Genomic DNA, 14,145 nt, shown 5'->3' with positions numbered 1-14,145 from the left:
CGTCATGCTCGCGAAATATCGCTATGCCACTGCCTGCGTCACACGACGCACCACGAGATAAGCCAGATGTTTGGGCGGATTATTACCAGCGCCGTTCACCCGGTCGGGTACCTTGAATCGCACGTTCATCAAATCGTTGTCCCAACTCGATGCAACCTTGTCCGCTGCGCTCGCCTCGCCGCTCAGCGCATCGATGAAATCGACCTGCACCGCGTGCGAGCGCAGCGGCTGCAGCCCGCCGATGGAAATGTTCTGCCAGCCCGCGCTGCTGCTCACCTGCATCACGAGGTCGTTGCCGGAAAGCAAGGCATTTGCAGCAACACCCGGACCGCATTGCAGCGGCTTCGAAAAACTCGCCAGATGCCCGCCCGCTGTTTGATGCAACACGACCAAGCTTCGACCGGAAACGTTGTAGGTTCGTTCAGGCGGACCGGGATGCGTGAGACGAAAAGGTTCATAGCCGTCCCAGTGATAGATCATCGACAGGTACTTGTTCGGGTCGTCCCAATTCCTGCCGAGCGCCCACACCGCGAAGTCGAAGAAATAACGCGGCAAATAGTGCGGGTCTTTCATGTACTCGTTGCCGATCTCCGTTTGCCAGATGCCGCGCGCGGGACCGTTCTTCACATATTGCTGGTACAGCGATTCCATATCGGCAACCGGCAAGTAGTGCGTGTCGATGTAGTCGACCCAATCGAGCATGCGCTCTTTCAAGACCGGACTGCGATATTCGAGCCAGCGGTGGAAGTTATCGAGGCCGCCCTGGTCCGGCCAGCCGCCATACACCACATATGCGCGATAACTGCGAATGATGCGGGCCGCCGGAATATGAATCCGCTCGACGTAATCCTGCATCGCGCGTTCGTACGGTTTCGAGCGTTTTTCGTCCTTGCTGAACTCCGGGCCGTGCCAGAACACGGACTGAGGCAAGCCGCCGGACAATTTGCCGGCCGCCTCGTTCCAGATCTGGAAATAGCGCAGGTTATAAGGCGGCGCCGAATACTTGCGCACCACCGCGTCGACATACTGCTTCCACACATCCACGTCGACGGGTGCCGAATTGCTGTCGCCCGGCACAGTCGCATTCCATCTCGGCGTATAGCCGAGCACCAACAGCGAACCGATTCCATTGCGTTCGTTTCGCAACAGTGCCGACGGCAGATCGACATCGAACGCCGAGCTCGTTTTGTCGATGCGCATCGCCTCACCGGGCCGATCAGGTTGACCAGGGCCGACCGTGTCACGGCCCCAGCTAATGCCCATCGCTCGCCACATCTCGATGTCGGCTTCCGATCCGGCCCAGCCGTTCGTGCCGATCAGATCGGTCATCATGCGGGCGCGCGCGTTCGCGGGCGCTGGGTCCGGTACCAATGCGAGAGCGGGCCGCAGACTCGACAACGGCGCGGCCGCACCCGCCGCCAACGCGGCGAGTGTGCGCAATGCACGTCTTCTGCCAGCACGGGTCTTCATGCGATCCATGTTCGTGCCCACCCATCGCTAGCTCGCGGACGCGCGCGGCGTCAGTTCGGGCAGCCGCTCGCCAGTCTTGACATCGAGGATTTCGAGCACCGTTTGCGCCGCGCGCTCCCAGCGAAACTCGCGCGCATGCAGCAGCCCCGCGCTGCGATAACGTTGGCGAAGATCGGCGTCGCTCATCATCTGCGCGATCTTTGCGGCGATGTCGTCCGCGGAGGTCGCGTCGCAGTACATTGCGGCATCGCCGCATGCTTCGGGTATCGACGTGCGCGCCGACGCGATCACCGGACAGCCGCAATACATCGCTTCCAGAGGCGGCAGGCCGAAACCTTCGTATAACGACGGAAACACGAGGCAGCCAGCGCTCTCGTACAGTGCCTTCAGCTCCGCGTCCGACACGAAACCTGCCCACACGACCTGCCGCGAATGCACAGGATGCTCGACGCCTGCACCGCTGAAGATGCGCGGATACTGTTTTCCCACGATGACGAATTTGACGTCGCGCAGATGCCCGAGCCGCACGATCGCATCGAGCACGCCGCGCAGATTCTTGCGCGGATCGAGACTGCCGACGATCACGCAATAGGCGTCCTTGTTCAATTCGAGCCGTTGCAGCACCGATGGGTCGGCAACGATCCGGTCGAAATGATCCGCGCCGGGCGCTACCACTTTCACACGCGATTCGTCGATTTTCAGGTGATGGCAGATCCGCATTTTCGAAAACGTCGAGACCGTCAGAACGATCGGATGCGTGCGCGGCAAGAGCGCGAAACAGATGCGATACCAGAGCCGGAATTTCCTCGAAAAGCCTTGCGGCACGTCAAAGACGGCCATGTCGTGAACCATCACGACCTGACTGTGCTTGAACAGCGGGTTCGTATTGCACAGACTCAGCAGCGTGATGCCGCGTGCGGCGACTGGCAGCGTGATCTGCTCCCACAGCGTGCCGCGCAGCCACGGAAAGCGCCGTTGCGGTTTGAGCAGCGCCCCCGGCTCGACCGCGTTTTGCGGCACGAACACTTCCGGTTCGTCACCGGGCGCGGCGCGCATCTGCATGGCCCGCGTCAGCTCATACGCAACGCGTTGAACCCCCGTGATGGACTGAGAAGTAAACTTTCCGTTGATTGCAAAGGCCATCTGGTTCTCCGTTTTACGCCATCGCGAACGCGCTTTACCGCGGTTGGGGTCTCCACACGCTCAGGCGCCCCGCGGCGCTTGCTGTCCAACGTCGTTTTCGCCGAAATCGCTGGCATAGTTCGTTTCGTAGCCATAGTTCTTCGTGCTTCGACGCAGCGGAATGCCGTTGAACACCGCGCCCGCGATGCGCCCTTCCGCGCGTTCCACCTTTCTGAGCGTGTCGGCGATCTCCTCCTCGCTTTGCATGCCCGAGCGCAGCACGAGCAGAGATGCGCCCGCCTCGTTCGCGACGATCGAGGCGTCGGTGACCGCGAGGAAAGGCGGCGTATCGATGATCACCAGATCGAACTGGCTCGACAGCCGCTCGAGCACATCCTTCAGGTGCGGCCTCATCAGCAGCGCGGCGGGGTTCTCCGGGCGCACGCCGCATGACAGGAACGTCAATCCTTCGATGCGGGTCGAGCGCAGCGCATTGCGGAGCGGCAGGCGTTCGGACAGTACTTCGGAAAGGCCTCCACGATTGCTCTCGTTGAATAGCGAGGCGAGATGACCGCGTCGCATGTCGGCATCGATCAGCACCACCCGTGAGCCGATTTCAGCGTGCAGGATCGCCAGATTCGCGGCGACGAAGCTCTTGCCGGCCGACGGCGTGGGCCCGATGATCATCACGATGTTGTTGCGTGCATGCGCGAGATCGCGCGTGACGGCGGTCCGTACGCTGCGCAGCGCTTCGACCGACGTGTCGTGCGGAAAGCGCGCGGCGAGAATCCTGTTCTGGACGCCGGAATCGAACTGAATCTCGTGCAGACTCTTCTGCATCGGCGGATGGGCGCGCCCGGCTGCGGCCGGCAGCGATTTGCGCCCTGCGGTCGCATCGCGGTCGAGCAGCAGTTGCTGATGGCTGAACAGAATCTCGCCAAACACCGGCACGCTCATCTGGCGCTCGACATAGCGCGGGTCGGTCACGCCGATCATCACGTGGCGGCGCATGAAGACCAACGCGACGCCGGACACGATACCGAGCACCAATCCGCCGCCGAGCACGAGAATCGGCTGTGGCATGACCGGCATATGCGGTCTGATCGCGCGATCGAGAATATGCGCGCCGCCCGTCGTGCTGGCGCGGCGCACCTGCAATTGCTCGGCCTTCTGCACCATGCCGAGATACACCGTTTCCGCGACCTTCTGAGCGCGGATCAGATCGACGCTCGCGCGTTCCGACGCGGGCATGCCGTTGAAATGGTCGGAGAATTTCGCTTTCGCTTCTTTTAATTGCGCCAGTTGCTCGTCGACGTTCTGCACCCAGCGGCTCTGTCCCGTATAGCGCTCGAGCATTTGCGTGCGCTGCAATTGCAGCGCCGCGATCTGCTTGTCGAGATCGAGGCCGCCCTGCAAATAGGCTTGCGCCTCGTTGGTCGGCTGCATCGATTGCGAGCGCGACCGGAAGTTCTTCAGCGCTTCCTCGGCTTTTCGCAATTCGCCGAGTAGACGCGGGAGTTCGCCGTCAATAAACGCGAGCGTCTGCGTGTCGTTCGCTTGCCGGCTCGCCACCGCGGATGCGAGGTATTGCTCTCCCAATGCATTGGCGACGGCCGCGGCTTTGTCCGGACTCTTGTCGCGGTACTGGATTTGCATCAGCCCAGAGTCTTTCACCTTGTCGCCAATCTTGACGAGACTGGTGAAGCGCTTGATGGCATCGAGCTCATTCCAGCGGATCACCTCGAACTTCGTGCCCGGCCGCGCAGCGAGTTCCTTCACGAGCATCGACACGCCGTTCTGCTTGAGCGGCATGCCGACCGTGCCACTCGCCAGCAACTCGCCGGACGGGCCGTGCAATTCGAAGGCGCCATTGTCGAGCGCGGTCAAGGTCAGCTTCTCTTCCTCGAGTTCGCGCGGCACGTCGAGCGCGGCGATCTGCACACGCTCGCCGCCCCATGCAAACGATTTCAGCCCGAGCCACGGCGCCGCGGGCTGTCCCGGTGTAGCGAATTTTTCGGCGATGTCGCCGAGAACCGGAAGCTTGTGCGGCTTCACCGAAATGTCGAAACGGAACTGGTCCATCACCGGCTGCAAAACTGCACGGCTTTCCATGACCGCCATTTCGGTTACCGACGACGGCGTCGGTGGCGGCAACAGTTCCTGGTTCTGCAACGCGAGTCCGAGGGCATTTGGCTCGGGTGGGTCCACGCGAATGATTACGTCAGCGGAATAGATAGGCGTGGCAATCAGAAGATACGCGACCGCGAACGTGAGGACGACGACCGTCGTCACCACGATCTCCCAGATGTGGTCGCGCATTAGCGTGAGCATCGCGCGGGCACTGAGTTGTCTACGCTCGGTATCAACAGCGGGATAGAGCGAGTTTTGCGGATAGTAATCCACCGGTCTGATCCTTGCAGGTTGATGAAACAAAACGATCGGCAATCGCTTTGCGTCGCCACGTCGCTATTTATGCCGCCGGCCGGATAGACCCTCGATTGGCTGGCAGCACGGCGAAGCGACGTGCTGTGTCGGGTTAGGTCGGGGAGCCGTGTTCGGGACCTCTCGAACCACGGAAGGCTACACAGCTATTGCTTATCCACCGCGGTATTGCCGATTGTTCTTCTCACGAATCAGCAAATGCGAAGCCCGCCATTCACGTAATCCGCGATTGACAATTTCTCTCTCGATGTTGCGCTGAAGCATAGTCCGCAAAGGATCGAGGCATTCGCCGGCGGCCCAAAGTAGGGTGCTATTGGCCGATAATGCGGAGCCTTTTACAAATGAAACAGAAGCCGGAAAGGCTTGTTGCGATCTGCAATTGCTGTAACAGAGTAATACGACAGGCATCGTACATCGCGACAGAACGCCAATTGCACGGCTCAAGTGCCAAGAATGCCCTTGTTATCCCGCGAATCGCGCCGAATCCAAGCCACTCGGCGCATTCCGCCGATGCCCCAGCACTGCGCTTGCAAGAATCGCGCTAATTGATCTGGAAAAAAATTCCGTGCAACGTTAATTAGTAGCACGCATTTCTGCGAATAGCGAGGTAAGAATTTCTTGAATCCTGACGATTACGCCAAAACACCCACGCATGCCGGCCAAGCTCGTCTCGCCCAAATCGATGCGCTAATCTCAATGCGTAGATTTTCCTGACTGGAGAAGCTCGCGTGATGAAGCACATTGGTCTATTCGTCTTTCAGGATTGTTCGATGGCAAGTACCGGCGCGATCGGCGACGCGTTCCGGCTTGCCAATGAGTTCAAGAGAACGGCTGGCGAAGAGGCGCCATACCGGTTTACCGTGGTATCCGACGGCGGCGGTCTGGTGACCAGTTCGTCCGGCATATCGATCTGGACGCAAGGCCTCGAACGCTACTGCCTCGCTGATTTCCACGCGCTCTTCGTGGCCTGCCGCGACGTCACCGAAGTCGCGGAATCCAACGACCGCTTTCTGTCGTGGATCTCGCTGCAAGGATCGATTGCATCTTTCGGCATGCAACAGGGTGCGAATCTCGCGGTCGTCTGCAACGATCCGCTGCAATCGATCGTGCCGATTTTTCTGTTCGACGACAGCGGTGACGCCGCGCGCACGCAAAGCAATGTGACGCCGACCGATCTCGCGCTCGCGCAGATCGAACGCGACATCAATACCGACACTGCCCGCAAGATCGGCCGCATCCTGCAAACCGGCTACGCCGAGAAAAGCCGCTCCGAGTTCGACGACGTCAACATCACGACGACGACGGAGAAGATTCGCGAATCGGCGCGCTGGATCAAGGAAAACTACAGCAAGGCAATTTCGGTTGCGCAGGCGGCCGAATCGGTGGCGATGAGCAAGCGCAATTTCCAGCGCCGCTTCAAATGCGAGTTCGGCATGACGCCGCTCGAGTATCTGCTGCGCACACGCTTCGAGATCGTTCGCTCGATGCTGAAGAACACCGATCTGCCGGTCGACAAGATTGCGCGCCGCTGCGGAATGGGCGACGGTAATCGGCTTGGGCGGCTATTCAAGGAGCGCTATGGTATGTCGCCGACGCAATTCCGCGCGCAACAGCATGTGGATGCGGACGAACGCTGGCTGACGCCGGAGGAAAGCTGGAGTGCCGCGACCGAGATGTTGCGGCAAGCGCCGCTGACGCTTTGATTTCAATTCCCGTTACTCCGAGGACGACTCGTCGACTCGACCGCAAAGGGATTAGAACATGACGATCATCAAATCCGCCGAACTGGCCGCGCAGGATGCGGCCGTCGCGCCGAAAAACATGGCCTCCCTACACTCCGGTGACAGTGCTCTGGCCGCGCCCTGCCGGCAGCCGGGCTTGCACACCGGTGCGCATTCGGCGCACGGGCAATCGCCATCTACCGCGAGAAAAATCAAGGAAGCGGCGAAAACGCTATTGCCGGACGCCCTTTTCCTAAGCCTGTTACATCACAAATGCATTGGCCGCTATCCGAACCTGATTCGTCCGGTGACGTTCAATGAGAAGATCCTGCAGCGCAATCTTCATCCTGATCCGCGCTATATCGACCTGACCGACAAGCTTCTGGTGCGGGAATATATTGCCCGGAAAATCGGCGACAAGCATTTGATACCGCTGATCGCAGCGCCCGATGCATTCACGCTCGAAGTGTTCGACGCACTGCCGGATGCTTTCGTAATGAAAGCCAATCACGGCAGCAGCTACGTCGAAGTGGTGAGAAACAAATCAGAGACCTCGTTCGAGAAGCTGAAGAAGCTCGCCGACCAATGGTTGCGCACCGAATTCTATTACGTCGGGCGCGAGCGGCACTATCGGACGATCGAGCCGCGCGTTTTCTTCGAGCAGTTGCTGCTCGATCGGCGCGGCCAGATTCCGGCGGATTTCAAAATGCACTGCTTTGGCGGCCGTCCTGGCGGGCCGATCATCTATATCCTCGTGATCTCGGATCGATTCGGCGACGCGACGCACGGTGACGTGTACGACGCCGACTGGAATCACCTCGATATCGCAATCGGCGACTACAAGCGCAGCGCGTTGCCCGCTCCGCGCCCGCCGCATCTACAGGCCGTGCTCGATGTCGCGGCCCGTCTGTGCGAAGACTTCGACTATGTGCGCGTCGACCTGTATGCGCCGGACGACCTCGTTTATTTCGGCGAACTTACATTTACGCCCGGCGCGGGCGTGCTGCCCTTCACGCCGGACAGTATCGATTACGAGTGGGGCAAGCTGCTGGCTTGAATCCGCTTTCATTCGTAGCGTTTTGCGTCCTCCATCCGAGCGGGCGTGCCGGTCAGCGCTTGCAGCGTTTCGAAGCCGAGCATGCGCTCGCGCAAAGAGCTGGAGGCGGAAAAGGCAAGGACACAAGCCTGGGCGGCGAGTGCCGCCCGCCATCAAGCCGGCGACATGCCGTTTTGCAGCTTTGCGCCGTCGGCCTCGCGCGAGGCCAGAAACACCAGCAGCGCCTGGGCTGCTTCACGCTGGCGCGCCACGGTGCAGATCGCGGCGGTGAAAGTCGTGGTGGACTGGGCGGCGGCCGGAAGCTCGCCGAGCACGTCGATGCCCGCCACGTGAATCAATTCGCTCATCTGCTGAAAGCCGAGCGCGACTTCTCCGCGCGCGACGAGCGTGCCGACCGGCACACCCGGCGGCGCCTTCACGATACGCGAAGCGATCTGCCCGGCAATGCCCCAGCGTTCGAACAGCTTCAGCAGATGCGTGCCGCTCGGCCCCGTCGAGTAACCGATACTGCGCGCACCGAGAATCGCGTCGCGCAGCGCTGCTTCGGACGCGATGTCCGGGTGCGTTTCTCCGGCCGCGACCGCGACCGCGATGCCCGAGCGCGCGAGTCCGACGCGGCTCGCCGCCTCGACACAACCCGTCACCACGAGCCGCTCGATCGCGTCGGCGGCAAGCACGACGATGTCGAAGACTTCGCCATCCTCGACCCGGCGCGCCGCATCGACGCCGCCGACCGATTCGATCGCGACGCCCTGCCCCGCGCGCCGCTCGTAGAACGCGGCGAGTTCGGCCAGCACCTGGCGCGTGGCCATCGACGAAATGCCGGTGATCGGCGCGCGCGCGGCTTGATCGTTGATCATTGCGACCACGCCTGTCAGTCCTTGTAACGCAGTCCGGCCTGCTCGAGCGGCCCGCGCATGTTGTACATGTCGAGACCGAGCACCCCAGAGGCGAGTTTCGCGCGCTTCCCGGCTTCATTGGCCTCGCGCGCCGCAGCCTTGTCGAGCACGGCTTGCGCGGCGGCCGCCGGCACCACGACCACGCCGTCCTCATCGGCAACGACGACGTCGCCCGGTGTGACCAACGCACCCGCGCACACGACCGGAATGTTCACCGAGCCGAGCGTCGCCTTGACCGTGCCTTTCGCGGAAATCGCCTTGCTCCAGACCGGGAAGTTCATTTCGCTCAGCACGCTGACGTCGCGCACGCCGGCGTCGATGATCAACGCATGCGCGCCGCGCGCCTTGAAGCTCGTGGCCAGCAGATCGCCGAAGTAACCGTCGGTGCTCTGTGCGGTGACGCCGGCGACGACGACGTCGCCCGGCCGGATCTGTTCGGCCGCGACGTGCAGCATCCAGTTATCGCCCGGTTGCAGCAGCACCGTGACGGCCGTGCCGCTCGCGCGCGCGCCGGTATAGATCGGGCGCATATACGGTTGGAGCAGGCCCGTGCGGCCCATCGCTTCATGCACGGTGGCCGAACCGAGCGCGCCGAGTTTCGCTGCCACCTCCGCATCCGCGCGCTGGATGTTGCGATAGACGACTCCGATTTCATACATGATCACAGCCCCTTCGTTTTCAGCAACGCGTCGAGACGCGGATAGACGCGCCGCGCGTTACCTTCGTAGATCTTGTAGCGCTGCTCCGGATTCATATCCGCGGCTTCAACGTAGCGCTTCGTGTCGTCGAAATAGTGACCGGTTTCCGGATCGACGCCGCGCACCGCGCCGATCATTTCACTCGCGAACAGGATGTTGTCCACGGGAATCACGCGCGTGAGCAGGTCGATACCCGGCTGATGATAGACACAGGTGTCGAAGAACACGTTGTTCAGCAGATGGTCTTTCAGCAAGGGCTTTTTCAGTTCCTGCGCGAGGCCGCGGAAACGACCCCAGTGATACGGCACCGCACCGCCGCCGTGCGGAATCACGAAACGCAGCGTCGGGAAATCGCGAAACAGGTCCGAGGTCAGGCATTGCATGAACGCGGTGGTATCCGCATTCAGGTAGTGCGACCCGGTGGTGTGGAAGCACGCGTTGCAGCTCGTGCTCACGTGAATCATCGCGGGAATGTCGTACTCGACCATCTTCTCGTAGATCGAATACCAGGAACGGTCCGACAACGGCGGGCTGGTCCAGTGGCCGCCCGACGGATCGGGATTCAGGTTGATCGCGACATTGCCGTACTGCTCGACGCATTTGACGAGTTCAGGAATACAGGTGGCCGGATCGACACCCGGACTTTGCGGCAGCATCGCGGCCGGCACAAAGTTCTCGGGAAACAGCCGGCTCACGCGATAGCACAGTTCGTTGCAGATCGCGGCCCACGTGCTCGAGATTTCGAAGTCGCCGATGTGGTGCGCCATGAAGCTCGCGCGCGGACTGAAGATCGTCAGATCGAGGCCGCGCTCGCGCATCAGTTTCAACTGGTTGTTTTCGATCGACTCGCGCAGCTCGTCGTCGCTGATCTGCAATTCCGACCCCTGCGGCATCCCGGAAGGACTCTTGATGCCTGCGATCTGGTGGTTGCGCCACGTCTCCAACGCTTTCGGCGCGGTGGTGTAGTGTCCGTGAATGTCGATGATCACCGTGATTCCTCAGTAGATGAATTTATCCAGCGGCGCCCGCGAAACGCGCGCGCGCCGCGTTGCCTCACGCCTCAATGCGCGATATTCGGCTGCGCCACCGTTTCGGCGCCGCCCACACGCTGGCTCACCAGGATCGCGATAGCGGCGAGTGTGGCGGGGATCGCGAGCATCGCCAGGATCGCGCCGAACTGCCAGCCGAAGCCGAGCAGCGCGCCGCCGATCGCCGAGCCGAAGATACTGCCGAAGCGGCCCATGCCGAGCATCCAGCTCACACCAGTCGCACGCGCAACGGTCGGGTAGCGGCCGGGTGCAAATGCGTTCAGACCGGTTTGCGCGCCGCTCATGCAAAAGCCCGCGGCAAACACCAGCAATGCAAGCGACGAAGACAGCGCGCCGATGTAGCCGAGCCCGAGCACGCACAGTGCGCCGCCGATATACGCGGCGCTGATGACCGGCGCCGGACGCGCCTTGTCCATGAGCCAGCCGACGAGGATCGCGCCGATCGTACCGCCGATCTGGAACATCGCCGTGACGTTGGCCGCGGTCGTGACCGACAGACCCGCATCTTTCATCAGCGTCGGCAGCCAGCCGGTCAGCAGATAGATCACGAGCAGGCCCATGAAATACGTGACCCACAGCGCGATCGTCATCGAGCCATAGCCTTGCGAGAACAGCACGCCGATCGGCTTGCGCGTGGGCAGCGGCGGCTCGTTCGACACGAACACTTCATTGCCCGCGAAGTGCACGCCGCACACACGACCAAGCACCTTGCCGATACGCTGCGCGGGCGCGCCGCGCACCGCGAGCAGACGGGCCGACTCGGGCAGCAGCCAGATCTGGAACGGGATCAGCACGAGCGGCAGTGCGCCGCCGAAAATCAGCACCGCGCGCCAGCCGTGAACCGGAATCAGCCAGCCGGCCGCGAAGCCGATCAATGCCGAGCCGAGATTGAAGCCCGTGAACATCACGGTGATCAGCAGCGCGCGCTTGCGTTGCGGTGCGTACTCGGACAGCAGCGTCGTCGAGTTCGGCATCGCGGCGCCGAGACCGACACCGCTGAGCAGACGCAATGCTGCCATCGAAAACGGCGATTGCGCGAACGCAGTCGCGATCGTGAACACGCCGAACAGAAACACCGACGTAATCAGCACCCACTTGCGGCCGATGCGGTCCGATGCCGGACCCGCGAACAATGCGCCAATCACGAGACCGATCGGCGCCGCGCTCATCACGAGTCCGAATTCGGGGCGCGAAATCGCCCAGTCATGAATGATGGAAGGCGCGACGAAACCCATGATCGCGACGTCCATGCCGTCGGCGGTCACGATCAGAAAACACAGCACGACCAATAGCCACTGGTAGGGCGAAATCGACCGTTCGTCGATGAACTTCTTGATATCAATCCTGTTACCGCTGGTAGTACTGGTCATCAAAACTCTCCTGTCCCCTTCATTGGTCTCATCGCGCGCTCGAAGCGGGTAGCTTCGCAAAGTACGTCGACTCCGTAACCATCGTGGCGATGGGCTCCCACTCGGCTTACTCAAATAACTGGCATGAAGGTACGTTTCGTCCTTCGCGGGCCAAAGCGCGGGTTAACCATTGGGTCGATGCGAGTATCCGCATTCTCAGCGTTCCGCATAGCATCGGCGAAGCCCGTCCGATTCGCGCAAAGCCCCACTGGACAAGCGTTCAAACCAGAGTCACGGCCCTTCGAAGCGGGCTTTTCGAACGCCTGCTGGTGCACACCCTGATAAACAGAACAGATGAAGCGGGAATGAACTCGCATAGAACGGCACTGAGACGCCCCGCTTTTCCGATCAACATGGATGCGCCGCGCTGGTAGCGGATTTGCCCCACACAAAAAGGGCACAAAAAGAAAAAAGCGGCATGACCGTGCTACGGTCATGCCGCTTCGGGCTGAGCCGGCCTCGCGAGACCGGCTGGTACTCAATTACCGTTGTGCGCTACCCGGCTCAGGGTGCTGCGACCACCGAACCTTCCGCGCTGCAACCTTCGAGCCAGCGTCTGCCCGTAGTCAGGAATGTCGTATGCTGCGTTTCCCATGCGGCGGGACGGCCTTCCTGCGCGATGTGCGTCGTCATTGAAAGTCGATAGCAAGAACGAAAAGATTTCAGACACGACGGAATAACCGTCGATCGATCGCGTTACCGCTTCGGGCGCAATGCCAGTCTGACGCTCGCAGCGTACCTCGTCGCCCGATCCTGCCTGCGGCCCCATACCGGCGGCCGACGGCATCCCGTTGACGGCTCCCGCGGCACCGGAATGATTGTCAACGAGCATGGAGTGGCCTTGAGGCACAACATGGTTCAACCCGGATGGGTGCGAATTACGCACTGGATCAATGCTGTCGCGGTCGTGCTGATGGTAATGAGCGGCTGGCAGATCTACGACGCGTCGCCGATCTTTCCCGCAATTGAGTTTCCACCTTCGATCACGCTTGGCGGCTGGCTCGCCGGAGCGCTGCAATGGCATTTCGCAGTGATGTGGCTGCTGGTCGCGAATTTCATCGTCTATCTGGCGCTGAATCTGGCGACCGGACGCTTTCGACGCAAGCTGCTGCCTGTCCGGCCGAAACAGTTGGTCGCCGATCTGCTCGCTGCGCTGAGCGGGCGCCTGAAACACGACGACCTCGCGCACTACAACTCGGTGCAAAAGCTCGCCTATCTCGTCGTGATCGCCGACATCCTGCTGATCGTGTTGTCGGGGCTCGCCATTTGGAAGTCGGTGCAGTTCCCGCTGCTGCGCACGCTGATGGGCGGATATGACAACGCGCGCGTGGTGCACTTCATGTGTATGAGCATCCTGGTGGCGTTTTTCGTCATTCACGTCGCGATGGTTGCGCTCGTGCCCCGCTCGCTGCTGTTGATGCTACGCGGACGGTAAATCATGACGATCCGAAAACGAACCGCGCAACAAGGCACCTTCCTCGCGACGCATGGCGAATCGATCATTCGCGATGCTCAGCGCGAACTCAAATCGCCTGCGCGCCGGCTGTTCGGCCGGCGGCTGCTGACGTTAGGCGGCATCGCGCTGCTGTCCGGTTGCGATCTGACCGACGACAAGGCGGTGAATACCGCGCTGCGCCGCATCTCGTTCTTCAACGACGACGTGCAGGCACTGCTGTTCGATCCGAACAAGCTGGCGCCCACGTATCCGGCATCGATGATCACACGGCCGTTTCCGTTCAATGCGTTCTATGGCGTCGACGAGGTGCCCGAGATCGATGCCGCGACCTACCGTCTGCAGGTCAGCGGCCTCGCGCACGGCAAGCGTACGTGGACGCTCGACGAACTGCGCGCGCTGCCGCAGGAAAGCCAGATCACGCGTCTTATCTGTGTCGAAGGATGGAGCGCGATCGGTCGCTGGGGCGGCGTGCGCTTTTCCGAATTCCTGCGCCGCGCGGGCGCGGACACGAGTGCAACGTACGTGTCGCTTCATTGCGCGGACTACAACTACTGGACGAGCATCGACATGCCGACGGCGCTCCACCCGCAGACGCTGCTCACGCTGACTTACGACGGTGACGTGCTGCCGCCGAAGTATGGTTTCCCGACGAGGCTGCGTGTGCCGACCAAGCTCGGCTTCAAGAATCCCAAGCATGTCGTCGCTATCGAAATCACGAACCAGTATCCGGGCGGCTATTGGGAGAACCAGGGCTACAACTGGTTCAGCGGCTCGTGACGCAATGATGTTTTTCTCCTTCCCTCAACCATCCAGTTGGGAGTC

Annotated in this window: 12 protein-coding genes; 4 read left to right on the top strand and 8 right to left on the bottom strand. The window is 61.4% G+C overall.

The genetic code is table 11. From position 1 onward, the window contains the following. Positions 1-21 precede the first annotated feature (21 nt). From HDG34_RS34830 to HDG34_RS34820, 3 genes are read right to left on the bottom strand one after another with little or no spacing between them, the layout of a single operon-like run. Entirely contained in the window at positions 22-1,479 is a 1,458-nt protein-coding gene (locus HDG34_RS34830; RefSeq protein WP_184067469.1) for a hypothetical protein, read from the bottom strand. 18 nt (positions 1,480-1,497) lie between these two features. After that, a complete protein-coding gene (locus HDG34_RS34825) occupies positions 1,498-2,613 on the bottom strand; it encodes a glycosyltransferase family 1 protein (protein WP_184067466.1) in 1,116 nt (371 codons plus the stop codon). 60 nt (positions 2,614-2,673) lie between these two features. After that, positions 2,674-4,995 carry a polysaccharide biosynthesis tyrosine autokinase gene (locus HDG34_RS34820; protein ID WP_184067464.1) on the bottom strand — a complete coding sequence of 774 codons (2,322 nt, stop codon included), beginning with the start codon at positions 4,993-4,995 and terminating at the stop codon, positions 2,674-2,676. Positions 4,996-5,804: 809 nt separating this feature from the next. Here HDG34_RS34820 and HDG34_RS34815 point away from each other — a divergent pair. Then, a complete protein-coding gene (locus HDG34_RS34815; protein ID WP_184067461.1) occupies positions 5,805-6,737 on the top strand; it encodes a GlxA family transcriptional regulator in 933 nt (310 codons plus the stop codon). A 58-nt stretch (positions 6,738-6,795) separates the two neighbouring features. Beyond that, positions 6,796-7,812 (top strand): ATP-grasp fold amidoligase family protein, encoded by a 1,017-nt coding sequence (locus tag HDG34_RS34810; protein WP_184067459.1) that lies wholly within the window; start codon positions 6,796-6,798, stop codon positions 7,810-7,812. A gap of 152 nt (positions 7,813-7,964) precedes the next feature. Here the strand turns inward: HDG34_RS34810 and HDG34_RS34805 are convergent, their stop codons facing one another. The 5 genes from HDG34_RS34805 to HDG34_RS39655 form a co-directional block, all read right to left on the bottom strand. Next, complete coding sequence (locus HDG34_RS34805; RefSeq protein ID WP_221309352.1) at positions 7,965-8,672, bottom strand: substrate-binding domain-containing protein; 708 nt, start codon at positions 8,670-8,672, stop codon at positions 7,965-7,967. 14 nt (positions 8,673-8,686) lie between these two features. Beyond that, the gene (ligK, locus tag HDG34_RS34800) at positions 8,687-9,370 is read right to left on the bottom strand and encodes a 4-carboxy-4-hydroxy-2-oxoadipate aldolase/oxaloacetate decarboxylase (protein ID WP_184067453.1); all 684 of its coding nucleotides are present in this window, start codon (positions 9,368-9,370) and stop codon (positions 8,687-8,689) included. 2 nt (positions 9,371-9,372) lie between these two features. Next, the gene (locus HDG34_RS34795) at positions 9,373-10,398 is read right to left on the bottom strand and encodes an amidohydrolase family protein (protein WP_184067450.1); all 1,026 of its coding nucleotides are present in this window, start codon (positions 10,396-10,398) and stop codon (positions 9,373-9,375) included. A gap of 71 nt (positions 10,399-10,469) precedes the next feature. Further along, the gene (locus HDG34_RS34790; protein ID WP_184067448.1) at positions 10,470-11,828 is read right to left on the bottom strand and encodes an aromatic acid/H+ symport family MFS transporter; all 1,359 of its coding nucleotides are present in this window, start codon (positions 11,826-11,828) and stop codon (positions 10,470-10,472) included. A 543-nt stretch (positions 11,829-12,371) separates the two neighbouring features. Further along, the gene (locus HDG34_RS39655; RefSeq protein WP_260321434.1) at positions 12,372-12,500 is read right to left on the bottom strand and encodes a hypothetical protein; all 129 of its coding nucleotides are present in this window, start codon (positions 12,498-12,500) and stop codon (positions 12,372-12,374) included. 220 nt (positions 12,501-12,720) lie between these two features. On the opposite strand from HDG34_RS39655, the gene HDG34_RS34785 reads away from it, so the two are divergent. Both HDG34_RS34785 and HDG34_RS34780 read left to right on the top strand, forming a co-directional pair. Beyond that, the gene (locus tag HDG34_RS34785) at positions 12,721-13,302 is read left to right on the top strand and encodes a cytochrome b/b6 domain-containing protein (RefSeq protein WP_184067445.1); all 582 of its coding nucleotides are present in this window, start codon (positions 12,721-12,723) and stop codon (positions 13,300-13,302) included. 3 nt (positions 13,303-13,305) lie between these two features. Further along, the gene (locus tag HDG34_RS34780) at positions 13,306-14,100 is read left to right on the top strand and encodes a molybdopterin-dependent oxidoreductase (RefSeq protein WP_184067441.1); all 795 of its coding nucleotides are present in this window, start codon (positions 13,306-13,308) and stop codon (positions 14,098-14,100) included. Positions 14,101-14,145: the final 45 nt, after the last annotated feature.

Source organism: Paraburkholderia sp. HC6.4b (assembly GCF_014200875.1).
GTDB classification, from domain to species: Bacteria; Pseudomonadota; Gammaproteobacteria; order Burkholderiales; family Burkholderiaceae; genus Paraburkholderia; species Paraburkholderia tuberum.
This window is presented reverse-complemented; position numbering and strand designations above follow the sequence as displayed.

Bases quoted from the DNA above. Each gene is read 5' to 3' on its own strand.
- HDG34_RS34830 (WP_184067469.1), bottom strand. From the start codon at position 1,479: ATGGATCGCATGAAGACCCGTGCTGGCAGAAGACGTGCATTGCGCACA.
- HDG34_RS34825 (WP_184067466.1), bottom strand. From the start codon at position 2,613: ATGGCCTTTGCAATCAACGGAAAGTTTACTTCTCAGTCCATCACGGGG.
- HDG34_RS34815 (WP_184067461.1), top strand. From the start codon at position 5,805: ATGGCAAGTACCGGCGCGATCGGCGACGCGTTCCGGCTTGCCAATGAG.
- HDG34_RS34810 (WP_184067459.1), top strand. From the start codon at position 6,796: ATGACGATCATCAAATCCGCCGAACTGGCCGCGCAGGATGCGGCCGTC.
- HDG34_RS34805 (WP_221309352.1), bottom strand. From the start codon at position 8,672: ATGATCAACGATCAAGCCGCGCGCGCGCCGATCACCGGCATTTCGTCG.
- ligK (WP_184067453.1), bottom strand. From the start codon at position 9,370: ATGTATGAAATCGGAGTCGTCTATCGCAACATCCAGCGCGCGGATGCG.
- HDG34_RS34790 (WP_184067448.1), bottom strand. From the start codon at position 11,828: ATGACCAGTACTACCAGCGGTAACAGGATTGATATCAAGAAGTTCATC.
- HDG34_RS39655 (WP_260321434.1), bottom strand. From the start codon at position 12,500: ATGACGACGCACATCGCGCAGGAAGGCCGTCCCGCCGCATGGGAAACG.
- HDG34_RS34785 (WP_184067445.1), top strand. From the start codon at position 12,721: ATGGTTCAACCCGGATGGGTGCGAATTACGCACTGGATCAATGCTGTC.
- HDG34_RS34780 (WP_184067441.1), top strand. From the start codon at position 13,306: ATGACGATCCGAAAACGAACCGCGCAACAAGGCACCTTCCTCGCGACG.